Raw genomic sequence first — 12,203 nt, forward strand, 5'->3', positions numbered from 1 at the left:
TTAAAATATATATTATTCAAGAGGTTTTCATTGGCTAAAACATATTCATGCACACTTGTTGGAGTTAAAGTCATTCATGTCGAAATAGAAACAGTTGTTGGCAGCGGATTTTCAGGCCTCAATATTTTAGGGCTCAGCCCTGAAATTACAAGAGATATGCGTGAGCGCATTCGCTCAGCATTGGAGTGTATCGGAATACCTATTCCTGCACGCAGAGTGGTTGTGAATATCACTCCTTCCGATTCCCTAAAACTTTCACGCACACCTACATGTCAATTGGATTTCGCAGTCGCTACTTCTATTATTTATGCTTTGTTTCAAGAAAATAAAAAAGGCGCAAAACTTTTACCCCCAGTCAAGGAGTATCTTGCTGGGGAAATATCACTTTCAGGACAAATAAAAGCAATAGAAAATCCTTTGGTCTATTTTGCAGCACTTCATTCCATGCAAAAAGAAGAAGCCATATTTTGTTTGCCATATGCAAAGCTAGAAAACCAATTGTTTACGCCTGCACACAATTTAGAGTTCTATGCATCGCTCAGTGAGTGGATTTCTGCCCGAAAAATAAGCGAATTAGGAAGCATAAAAAAGCGAGCTCCATTTCAACCCCTTTCAAAATATCAACAAACATACGATTCCACATTTATGAATGAGCAAGAGGTATCCAATAATATTAAAATCTTAGCAAAAAATCCTAAAATTTGCGTTGCCATTCTCATTGCAGCCTTAAGCCGATCGCATATTCTCATTGCAGGCGAACCTGGGGTGGGAAAGAGTTTTTCAATCGATAAAATTATTCACTTTCTTCCCCCACTCAGTGAAAAAGAAAAAATTGAAGTCAAACTCATTCACCCTTGCGGAATTCAAAACGAAAGACCCTTTCGTGCGCCTCATCACTCTGCAAGCTCTGCAGCCCTCGTTGGCGGACAAACGCTCAAACCCGGTGAAGCTTCGCTCGCCCACCATGGCATCTTGTTCCTGGATGAATTGGCAGAGTTTTCTCGAACAAGCCTAGAATCTCTTAGAGAACCTCTTGACTCAGGTCAAGTGAGTCTTGCGCGCTCAGGTGGCCAAATCACCTATCCAGCAAAATTTCAACTGTGTGCCACGACCAACCCCTGTGGGTGCGGTTATCTTTTCTCACGCAAGCGACCCTGCCGTTGCAATCCAAGTGACAGCAAAAAGTATTTGCAAAAACTCAGCGGACCTTTGCTCGATCGCTTTTCTATACAGTTATGGGCTGAAAATCATTTTGATGAAAACAACTTAGATATTTTTTCTAGACATCTCTTAGAAATACTTAAAAAAGAAGGAAGCATTTTGCTTAGCAAAAAAATTATTGAATTGCAGCGATTGGACTTAAATGCAAAACTAAGACAGGAAATAAAGTTTTGGCATGAAGCTACTATTCAAGCAAATCCTGATTTTCAAAGTCTATCGAACAGAGGGCAGATAAAAATCAATGAACTCATGTTTTATTTTAACTTACTTTTTCCAGAACTGAAAAAATCAGAGCATTATATCAGTTCTGTTTTAAGTTATAGAATTCTTAATAAAATGTTTACTGAAAATATTTTTTAATTGCACTAAATTAGATATGATATGATATTTTTTCCATTATAAACTACAAAAGACAACAAAAAAAGCATGAAAGACTATTTACCCCAGTCATTGTAAAACATTAGAATAATAAAAATTAAAATTCTCAGACACAGAGTGCCGTAACAAAATTATTTTTATGCTATTTTATTTCATCAATAATAAATAGCATTTCATGCTGAAAACGATTATTAAAGCAATTCATTAACCTTGTCAAGAAAGTCTTTAATTTAATAATAATGTTTATAAATCGTCTTAACTCATTTATTTGATTTAAGCATTATGCACTATCACAAGTTTAATTATAAATATAAAATGTTTTTAGTCCCACATAAAAGCCAAGTAAAATTTTTACATTTAGCTTGGCTTTTATTGGCGTGCTCATGAAAAATTAGATATAGAAAACTTCAAGCTGCTTTTTTACCATTTTGATCTAATTTTGAAGATTTTCTTCTTTTATAAAAATGAACTGCGATATTTAATATTGTAAGGCCAATAACAAAAGGATATAACCAAGTTAATATAGGCGCCATGAGAGACATAATTCCTGTAAATCCAGTCAACGCTATAATAAATGTAATAATTAAACTTAAAGCTAGAGTGAGTTGACGTTTTTGTCTTAAAAAAGCAACTTTTTCACAAATAAAATCGACTGACACTGCTGTCAATGCAACAGCCGTTGTTAAACAAGAAACAACCAATGTAAATGAAATTAAATAATCTGAAGTTTCACCCAAAGCAATACTGGCAATTTCTGGCAGCATTTGTGTAGCAGGGAGATGAGTTATTTGTGCTGAGTATGCAGCACCTAAATAAACAAGTGCCATATAAACAATAAATAATAAAAACATTCCAATTGCCATAGCTATTAATGTTGGTTTAAATGGAATGACATCATTTTCTTTTGCTTTAAAATAATGAACTAAACTTACGCCAAAAAAGAGTGCAGCCATAAGATCCATCGTGTGATAGCCTTCAAAAAAGCTTTCCTTAAATGAAGTTGCAGGTGATACTGCTGCAGAACTGCTTACTATACCCTGCTGCGAAGTTATGGCAAAATAAAACGAACCACCAATGACAAGTGCCAAAGCTCCCAATTTAAATGGGGTAAAATATTTTCCTATAACATCAACTATTTTGCAATTACTATAGGTTGCTATCCAGATTATTCCGACACAACCCAAGGTAAATAACCAAAGAGGGGTTTGTTCTGAAAAGGATTGCCATGCACCATAGCCCACTGCAATACAGCGAGGAATGACTCCAAATGGGCCTATGAGTAAGAGAATTAAAAAGGGAATAATCCATCCTGCAATCCTTCCAAGCCAACGAAAAAATGCATCTTGCGAGCCTTTTAAACATGTCATTGCAACGAGACCTAAAAATGGAACAAAGACTCCCGTAATTGCAAGGCCTAATGATGAATAAAACCAATTAGTTGGACTTTTACTTCCTAACAGAAGTGGAAATACAAGATTTCCAGAACCAAAAAACATTGCAAATGCTGCAAAACCCGCTATAAATATTTTGATTTTTGCAACCGATCTAACTTGAGCAGACATGATAAAATCTCCAAAGAACTGGATGACTAGCCAAAACAAGTGGCCATAGAATCCTTTTATACACTTCTTGTCAACTTTTAAAATAGCGTATAGTCTATGGAGGGAGCTAACATCTCTTAAATATCATTACGTTAAACTTGATTTAGTCTATGAAAAAAAATCAAGTACTAGGTCGTTGAATTTTTTTGGATGCTCAATCTGCGGTAAATGCCCGCAGTTTTCAAAAATAACGACTTGAGCATGCTTGATTAGCTCTTGTCCTGCTTGTGCATGGCTCACATAAATTATGGAGTCTTCTCTGCCCCATATTATTAAAACCGGCATATGTAATTTATGAATTTCTTTTTTAATTGTTTTTATTATTTTATTTTTAAAACCAAAAAGATTGATAGCGCTTCTATTTATCCACAATAAAGTTTTACCCATTTGCGGATGAAGTGACATATTATACAATAAATCTATTTTGTCTTTTTTAATAATATTTTTGTCAAATGTATTCCGCCGCAATGCACTGGCTAAGCCTCTTTTATTAGGCTTTACCAAAATTTCACCAACAAAAGGAAGAGATAATATAGAAAAATGAAGTGGAATTTCTCGCTTAAATCCTGCGCTTCCAACAAGGACTAAACTTTCTACCATTTCTGGATGCATTTGGGCAAATTTAATTGCAATAAGTCCACCCATTGAGTGCCCTACAACTTTTACTTTTTTAATACTTAATTTTTGCAAAAACTCAAAAACAAATCTAGGGTGTTCTTCTAATTGTGGTTTTGTTTTTGGTTTATCTGTTAAACCAAATCCAAGTAAATCAAGAGCAATAACCTTATGATTCTTGGAAAACTCTAAAATATTTTCGCTCCAAAATTCAACCGATAAAGCAAATCCATGTAGCAATAAAATAACAGAAGATCCTTCACCTACCGACCAATAACGCGTTTTATATCTATTGACTTCGGTAAAACAATCTTGAAATAAATGCATAATTTATCTCCAAATAATTATTTGGTACATTATTTTATAATTAAAAAAATGAAAAGAAGCAAATTTTTAATAATTAATAAATAAATTTTGAAACTTATTTTTATTTGGGATCGTATAGAAATGAATATTTATTAAACACTTTTTACTCATACATTTTTTAATGATTTATAATAAAATAATTTAAAATTGAATCCCCATACCGTGTTGAAATGCGGGTATAAAGACAGGGGATGAATCAAACCCCACGGCAAAAGCCCTATCTGCAACAGACAGGTCAAGATAGGGAACCCAAACAACTGGTGAATTTTTTGTAGTCAAACCATAACGCAATGGGAAAAGTGCAGTCGGATGCAAATGCGGTCTTGAAGGGGGTCTCTGCAAACGAATTCCAAGTTCTTCAATCGTTTTTGCACCTTTTTTCATATTACATGTTTTGCATGCTGTTACGATATTCTCCCAAGTTGTTTTTCCACCCTTTGCCGATGGAATAAGATGATCGAGAGTTAAATTCGAGCATGGACCGCTCCAATTGCAATATTGACAACGAAATCCATCCCTTAAATAAATATTTTGCCTTGAAAATCGTGGACCATTCAATCTTTTTGTGCGCGGTCTACATCCCTCGAGACGAACAATCCAAGGAACTTTCCACGTCCGAGAAACACCGTGAATAACTCGATCGGATTCGAGGATAACTGAAACTCTGCCCGCATACATAAGAACAAATCCAGCTTCCATTGTGACGACTTTCACAGGTTCAAAACGCGCATCAAGAACAAGCACTTTTCTTTCAAAACTGCCCATAAACCATCCTGATTATATTGAAAAAAACAATCAGACTCGCCACTTTCTGATCATTTTAATGATATATAAAATGATGAAAACATTTATTTTTATATGACTCTAAACTTACAATAATCTTATCGGTAGAGAATTAATAAATCAATAGTGTATGAGGTCAAAATTACGAACCGCTCAGAGGTGCATGTGTCGACATAACAATATAAAGTCCAATAAATACTAGTAATATAACAATAAAAAGCACTATAGATATAAATATTGCAGATCCCATTTTTTTCTTATTCAATTGCTTCTGATATTGGTTCCATAAATTTATTGCATCGTCTTGCCGGATATTTTTGCCGATTATTTCATGCTTATTATCTTTATTTTTCTCTTTATTACTTATCTCGTTCATTATTCTTTGCTCCAGAGTAGATCCAATCATACTGTTCTTTATATTCAAGAGGCAAAAGGATATTTTTATTCTCACACAAACTCATAAAACTACAGGAGAAATCAGAAAAACAGGCCGTTCTCAGCAAAGTGGGTTCCATAAACTTTTCGGGCAAAGAACTTCTTAGCGAATTCCAAATCATTTTTACTCTCGCAAAACTCGCTCGTTCAACATGAAGTTTATCTATTGAAATATAATCATCAAAGACAGCTTGCGACAATTTGCTATACAAATTCTCCCAATCCTCTTCTTTTGTACCACATGTTGATAAAAAATCACCCCGTTCAATTAAATTTATCAATTTATGACTGTTGCATGCTAATATTTCTTGCAAAAGAGCAAAGCAAGCGAGAGATTTTAAAAGAGCATAACTTGAAATTGAAATTGCATGCCCTTCTCTTAACTCCATAAATATCCATGGGTTACGCAGAGCTCCCCGCCCAACAATAAACTTATTGACTTCTGGAGCTTGTTCACGCAAATATTTAAAACTACCTAAATCTGTAATATCCCCAGAACCTACTACGGGAAAGTCTAATTTTTTTGCTGCTTCATCAATTAAGCTCCATCGGGCTTTGCCTGTGTAACGATCTTTGCGGGTGCGTGCATGTAAGGTCAATTGAGATAATTTTGCATCAGCTACTATCTTTAATAATTCTGGAAATTCATCATCCGAAGAAAAGCCAGATCTCATTTTTATACTGAATTTTTGAGCTCCAAGAAGGTTTTCTAAACCATGAAGGAAATTATAAAAAACTTCAGTCTTTTCTAATAAACCACTGCCCGCATGGCTGCCAACAACTTTTGGCGAAGGACAGCCACAATTGATATCAACAAAGGAAGTTGCCCTTAACAGAGGAGCCGCAATCCGCTCTAAATCTTCTGGCGCAGTGCCCATCAGCTGAGGAATGAGTGCATAGTTGAAACAATTTTTTAGGTCAAAAATTTCTGCTGCATACGTTGAAGCAACCCGTTTCCAAGGGTAGTCTCGAGTGACACGTAAAAAAGGTGTCACAGCAAAATCTGGCTGAGATGTTTGTGAAAACCAAAGACGAGTGGCTAGGCAGGTCACACCTTCCATTGGTGCCAAGCCTATGGAATTGTTGTTTATAATATTTTTATTCGGTGTCGATAGCACAGCATTCCTCTTTGAGATCTCTTTTACAAACAATGCGTGGTATAGGTGAAAAAACTCTAAGCTTCAACAAGAAAGAGAAATAGGCTGACAAGGTATGGAAAATATACAAATACACGAGCGAATCGGCTTAACAGGTGCATCGAGTTTTTTAACGACTCTGGTCTTAAAACGTTTAGCTGAGCTTTCAACAGTTAAAGAAGTTCATATTTTTGATATCCATTCCCCTTCAATTGCATCGAGTAAATTCATATTTCATCGTGTGGATCTCACAAAAGATGAAGCAAGCGCTGAAATTGCATCTACATTATTGCAAAATAACGTAACAGCTTTTATTCATGGCGCGCTTTTCTCTGGCCCCACACGAAAAAAAAGTTATCATCACGAAGTTGAATCCATAGGAACCTTTCACATATTAAATGCAGTTGCGGAGGCACAAATTCAGAAACTTGTTGTGCACAGCGCAACTTTTGTTTATGGCGCTCATCCAAAAAATCCAAATTTTATTCATGAAAATTATGAATTAAAAATGCAAGGACCTTCTTTCGTAAAAACCCGCGTCGACGTCGAAAAGCAATTAGAAGATTTTACCATTAACTATCCAAACTGTGCTGTTTCTCTCTTAAGATTTGCCCCTATTTTAGGACCAAACTCAACCAATATCCGCGCTCGTTACTTTATGACAGGGATTGTCCCAAAAGTGCTTGGATACGATCCTCTTGTCCAATTTATCCATGAAGATGATGCTGTGCGAGCTCAAATTTTAGCCTTAACGAACAACATTCGAGGTGTTTTTAATATCGTAGGAAGAGGCGTTCTCCCTCTTAGTACAGGTATACATATGTCAGGTAAAATTCCAGTGCCGTTTTTTTCGGCGGTGTGTAAAACATTCTTTTCAGCAGGTTATTCTTCAAGAATTTGGGAATTGCCTGCTGAAATCGTGCCTTTCTTTCAATTTTTGTGTGTCGCCGATGGTAAGAAAGCAGAAAAAGAATTGGGCTTTGTTGCAAAATATTCGAGTCGACAAGCTCTTAAGTCCATGATTGAAGCAAACCGTTTGAGACAAATAGGTTTTTCTGTTCCTTCATCTACTTTGGGCGAAGATGAAGAATACGCAACATCACAAGGCTTTCAAAGAATTTACTAAAAAGGTAACACGCATATGAATAGCAACGCAGCTCGAAAAGAAAAAAATAATATAAATAGTGACACACTTACTAATTTTTCTAATCAAGTTTTTAATATAAGAAGAATGCTTATAGAGCAATTTAATAGAATCGAAAAAGATTTGCAAAATAAGTTTTCCGACAACCAAGAAAAATTCGCCACAAAAGAAGAGCTGCAAAGTGTTATTGGTAAAATGCAGGAATTTCGCCAAGAAATTGAAAAAACATTCACAACAAGTGATAGCAATCCACTTGAGCCTGCAGCTGATGAATTTTTTACGGGCTTAAATCCATTTAATTTACGCAGAAAATATCATGATTTTTCCTTAAGATTGCGCAGTGAAGAAGTCGATCCCTTTGGATACGACCCTATTTTCGACAAATTTGTCAGTCCATTGCTGAATTTCTTCTACGTAAAATACTGGCGAGTTGAAACATATGGGATATCGAATATTCCAGCCGATGGCCCAGCACTTCTCGTCGGCAACCACTCAGGCGGCCTCCCCTACGATGCCACCATGCTCAAAATTGCGATCCAGAGAGAGCACCATATGCATAGAGATCTTCGTTTTATGGTTGAGGATTTCTTATTTCATTTCCCATTTTTAGGCTCACTCATGAATCGCTTTGGCGGTGTGAGAGCCAGCCAAGATAATGCTCAGCAACTGCTTGAAAACAATCACCCTGTGGTTGTTTTCCCAGAAGGAGTGAAAGGACTTGGGAAATTATATCGCGATAAATATCATTTAGCGCGTTTTGGCAGAGGTGGTTTCATTCGCCTTTGTCTGCGCACACGCTCGCCTCTCATACCAATTGCTTTTATAGGACCAGAGGAAATTCATCCTATGATTGCTAAAGAAACAGCTATTTCTAAAATGCTTGGACTTCCTTACACACCCATTACTTGGACTTTTCCTTGGCTCGGCCCGTTAGGAGCCATTCCTCTACCCAGCAAATGGAGCATACATATTCTACCAGCAATCGATTTTACAAATTTCGGGCCTGGAGCCGAAAAAGATCGTGTTTTAGTTTATAAAATGAGTAGAATGGTAAAAGAACAAATTCAAGACACCATTGTCGATAAATTAAAAAATAGACGGAGCATATGGTTTGATTAAGGGGATAAAATGACACAGATTATAAGGGTAATATACAATCAAAAAGGTGGAGTTGGTAAAACAACACTTGCTGTTAACTTAGCAGCTTGTGCCGCAAAATCTGGCAAAAGAACACTCTTAATCGATTCCGATCCACAAGGGAATGCAAGTTCCTATATTTTAGGTAACGATAAGTATCCAGATAGTACTTTGGCCGATTATTATGAAAGTTGTTTACATTTAAATATATTTCGACAATCTATTTTTGAGTATATTACATTGAATACGAAAATACCCAATTTGCATCTTGTTGCAAGCAATCGTGAACTCGAAGATTTAAGAACGAAACTGGAAAATAAACATAAAATAATGAAATTACGTGAAGGCCTTAAAAATAACACATATGAACAGGTCTATCTTGATCCACCACCTGCTAATGATTTTTTCAGTCTTGCATGTTTAATAGCAGCAACCGAAATTATTATTCCTATAGACTGCGATGCCTTTAGCATTCGTGCAGCAACAGAAATAAAAAATACCATCGAAGAAGTTAGACAGGATCACAATCCCAACCTAAAAGTTTTAGGAATTGTAGTCAACCAATTTCAAAAAGGCACAAAACATTCTATTGGTATTATTCAAGAACTACAAAAGATTGGATTCCAAATATTGGAGCCATATATTCCATCAAGTGTAAAAATAAGAGAATCCCATTCAGAAATTAAACCGATCGTAATTGGGCATCCTGAACACGCAGTGAGTCAAGCAATTCAATCTCTATTTAATTCTATAGAAAATATTTCACAAATGAAAAATATAAGAAACAATTTCACAGATAAAACATCTTCTAAAGAAAATAATTCAGCTTTGAATTTAGATTGAGTTTTTTTGTAAAATAAAAAAGAATTTGAGAATTATTTTTTTGTTAAATAACAAAGAACTTCATAATTGTTAGTTCCTGGAGCTGTATCAAATGGTTCAAAAATTGTTGGTTCATAACCCGCTTTTTTAAAGGATTTTAAATCTCTAAAAAGAATATCAAAAAATGTAGATAAATAAACAATTGTTTTAGGTTCCAGCGCAACAGCATGTTCTATTGTTTTTCCTTCACAGCCAGAACGAGCTGGATTTAATATAACCACGTCTGCTTTTTGCAATCTTTTTTCTGCATTTAACTTCTGTAAAACTTCATCGACTTTACCTTCATAAAAATCAACATTTTTTACTTCATTTATTTTTGCATTTCTCAATGCATCTTTAATAGAAGAAGTTGAATGATCAATTCCTATAACTTCACGGGCTGACTGAGCAAGTGTCAAAGAAATTCCACCTGCACCAGAATAAAGGTCAACGACTGTTTCTTTCCCTGTTAACTCAAGCAATTCTTCAATACGTGAGTAAATCCGATTGGTGATTATAGGATTTATAGACATAAAACTTGCGGCAGAAAACTTAAATACAAAATTGCCGAATTTTTCTTCAAGTAGATCCTGCCCAACAATAAGGGTTAAATTGTCATTTATTTTTTCATCTTCATTTTGAGCACTGCGACCTGGTGTGACAACTTGCATATAGATGCCTTGAACATTCATATACTTTTCAGCAATGTCTCTCGCCAATGGACGCAAAGTTGCTAAATCTGCTTTTGTTACGATAAATATTAAAATTGCTTGGCGTGTGTGTCTTGAAGTTCTTATTACAACATTTTGTAAAAGACCTGTCTTATTTTTAAGTGTATAAACGCTTACATTGTGGAGACGGATACCTGTGCGCAACCAACCCATGATGTCGTTCATTGTATTTGATTGAATTGGACAACGACCAATATCAACCACTTCATTTAAGGATTGCCTATAAAAACCAAGGTCTATCCATCTCTTAGTCCCTTCTTTTTGCGAAGAGCGTCCACCAAAACTCATTCGTTCCGAAACAACGAGCTTAACATTGTGTCTATATCCCAGACGATCTTCTGACTCGACACAATCTTTGATAACGACAGTAGAGAAATCAGAGCCTGCTTTTTGCACCCGAGACTTAAGGTCTGCTGTTTTTTGCATCAATTGGCTTTTATATGAAATATCGAGAGTAGGGCATGATCCGCACTTTTCAAGAACCCGACACTGTTCTTCATGCATGACTCGCTCAGAAACACCTGATTTCGTTGTAATAAGTCGAACAGGTTGAATATCCGAGCTGCGATCACTTCCTCGTTCTGAGCGATTGTCTCGCGGGGAACGCGGATCTCTCTCACGTCTATAGGTTTTATCGGAAAAGCCGCCACGCTTGTCTGCTCTGCTTGAAGTGGAACGACTGCTAAAACCTATTTTACTAAAATCTTTCATATAGAAAATATCACCAATATTAAAGTTTTCAAAAAACACACACCAAAAAACGAAAATTTATACTCAATATATTTATATTAAACAACAAAAATAAGAAGATAATTTAACTTATTTTTATTTGTATCAAAGGGATTAATTCATTGCAGCACTGTTCGCACCTGAGGAACTGTTTGCCGTTGTCTCAGTGTTTAAAATTGCATTCCAAGCTTCTGCTAGAAGTCTATCCGCTTGTATTTCATTTTCAGAAAGCGAGGGAGGGGTCAAGTTCTTTTGTGCTAAAATCCATTTTGACAAGGCAACAACGCCCTCTTGATAGGTGGAGACTTTGGTATCGGAGAGTTCTCGCATTTGCCGCATAAGACGATACATCTTTCTCCCAGTGACAGCTCGATCGTGCCATCTTAAAAAAGCAGAGGCATCAAGTGCTTTTCCATCAGAAGTCGTCGCTGCTTCCTGCCATTTTTGCAGTTCTATTTCTAAATTTTTCAGCTTATCTAAATGAGTGGAGAGTTTATGGGTGCTGTGTTTTAAGCTCTTTTCAAGTTCTATATTTTTATGCTTCGCCTTAGAAAGATCATCTCTTAATCCATTTATTTCAACTATTTTATTTTCAAAATCTTGCAGTGACACTTTATTTTTACCGAAATCAAGTGCTGCTTTCAATTGCTGATCCAGAGAACGCATTTGCTCAATGAGTTTAGTATTTTCTTCAGTTAAACTATAAAGCTTATTTACGGTTGATTCAGCTTGTCCTTTTAATTCCTTTTCTTTATTCCGCAATTCTTCTTTTGCTTTTTTGTTTTCATCTTTTAATTTTGAGACTTCCTTACGTAAATCAAGCAATTCGGAAGTATGATTTGAAGTGTGTTCATGCACTTGCGCTTTGGCTGGTGCTATTTTTTTCTCTACATTTGCTATCACTTTTGGTGCAATATGTGTGAGTTCACGCGCTTCCAGTGCCACGAGCTTATTATTAAGTTCAATAACTTTAAGTGAGACTTTTTGTTTCGATAAAACAAGCCATGCGCATAATAGAAGAACAACGCCAGAAAATACAAGTGAGACAGTTGCAAATATATCCATA

At 35.8% G+C, this 12,203-nt stretch carries 11 protein-coding genes; 4 read left to right on the plus strand and 7 right to left on the minus strand.

Going from position 1 to position 12,203, the window contains the following annotated elements; all coding sequences use genetic code 11:
* Positions 1-30 precede the first annotated feature (30 nt).
* Positions 31-1,581 (plus strand): ATP-binding protein, encoded by a 1,551-nt coding sequence (locus EZS29_RS10245; protein WP_130609934.1) that lies wholly within the window; start codon positions 31-33, stop codon positions 1,579-1,581.
* A 425-nt stretch (positions 1,582-2,006) separates the two neighbouring features.
* Here EZS29_RS10245 and EZS29_RS10250 read toward each other — a convergent pair whose 3' ends face one another.
* The 5 genes from EZS29_RS10250 to EZS29_RS10270 all read right to left on the minus strand — a co-directional run bounded on the left by EZS29_RS10250 (position 2,007) and on the right by EZS29_RS10270 (position 6,517).
* The gene (locus EZS29_RS10250; RefSeq protein WP_130609937.1) at positions 2,007-3,161 is read right to left on the minus strand and encodes a branched-chain amino acid transport system II carrier protein; all 1,155 of its coding nucleotides are present in this window, start codon (positions 3,159-3,161) and stop codon (positions 2,007-2,009) included.
* Positions 3,162-3,308: 147 nt separating this feature from the next.
* On the minus strand, positions 3,309-4,142 hold the full coding sequence (locus tag EZS29_RS10255) for an alpha/beta fold hydrolase (RefSeq protein WP_130609940.1): 834 nt from the start codon (positions 4,140-4,142) through the stop codon (positions 3,309-3,311).
* Positions 4,143-4,322: 180 nt separating this feature from the next.
* Positions 4,323-4,946, minus strand: a complete 624-nt coding sequence (locus EZS29_RS10260) for an HNH endonuclease (RefSeq protein WP_130609943.1) — start codon at positions 4,944-4,946, stop codon at positions 4,323-4,325.
* 160 nt (positions 4,947-5,106) lie between these two features.
* Complete coding sequence (locus EZS29_RS10265; RefSeq protein ID WP_130609946.1) at positions 5,107-5,340, minus strand: hypothetical protein; 234 nt, start codon at positions 5,338-5,340, stop codon at positions 5,107-5,109.
* Positions 5,324-6,517: a tRNA-dihydrouridine synthase family protein gene (locus tag EZS29_RS10270; RefSeq protein ID WP_130609949.1), complete on the minus strand. Its 1,194-nt coding sequence runs from the start codon at positions 6,515-6,517 to the stop codon at positions 5,324-5,326. Before EZS29_RS10270 ends, EZS29_RS10265 begins: the two co-directional genes overlap by 17 nt.
* Positions 6,518-6,611: 94 nt before the next feature.
* On the opposite strand from EZS29_RS10270, the gene EZS29_RS10275 reads away from it, so the two are divergent.
* The 3 genes from EZS29_RS10275 to EZS29_RS10285 are packed head-to-tail and all read left to right on the plus strand — an operon-like array spanning position 6,612 to position 9,659.
* Positions 6,612-7,661 carry an NAD-dependent epimerase/dehydratase family protein gene (locus EZS29_RS10275; protein ID WP_130609952.1) on the plus strand — a complete coding sequence of 350 codons (1,050 nt, stop codon included), beginning with the start codon at positions 6,612-6,614 and terminating at the stop codon, positions 7,659-7,661.
* A gap of 15 nt (positions 7,662-7,676) precedes the next feature.
* Positions 7,677-8,798 (plus strand): lysophospholipid acyltransferase family protein, encoded by a 1,122-nt coding sequence (locus EZS29_RS10280; protein ID WP_130609955.1) that lies wholly within the window; start codon positions 7,677-7,679, stop codon positions 8,796-8,798.
* A gap of 9 nt (positions 8,799-8,807) precedes the next feature.
* The gene (locus EZS29_RS10285; RefSeq protein WP_130609958.1) at positions 8,808-9,659 is read left to right on the plus strand and encodes a ParA family protein; all 852 of its coding nucleotides are present in this window, start codon (positions 8,808-8,810) and stop codon (positions 9,657-9,659) included.
* A 32-nt stretch (positions 9,660-9,691) separates the two neighbouring features.
* Here the strand turns inward: EZS29_RS10285 and rlmD are convergent, their stop codons facing one another.
* The gene (gene rlmD, locus EZS29_RS10290) at positions 9,692-11,119 is read right to left on the minus strand and encodes a 23S rRNA (uracil(1939)-C(5))-methyltransferase RlmD (RefSeq protein WP_130609961.1); all 1,428 of its coding nucleotides are present in this window, start codon (positions 11,117-11,119) and stop codon (positions 9,692-9,694) included.
* A gap of 132 nt (positions 11,120-11,251) precedes the next feature.
* Positions 11,252-12,202 (minus strand): hypothetical protein, encoded by a 951-nt coding sequence (locus tag EZS29_RS10295; protein WP_130609964.1) that lies wholly within the window; start codon positions 12,200-12,202, stop codon positions 11,252-11,254.
* Position 12,203 lies beyond the last annotated feature (1 nt).

The sequence above is a fragment of the Fluviispira sanaruensis genome (genome assembly GCF_004295685.1).
Lineage (GTDB): Bacteria > Bdellovibrionota_B > Oligoflexia > Silvanigrellales > Silvanigrellaceae > Silvanigrella > Silvanigrella sanaruensis.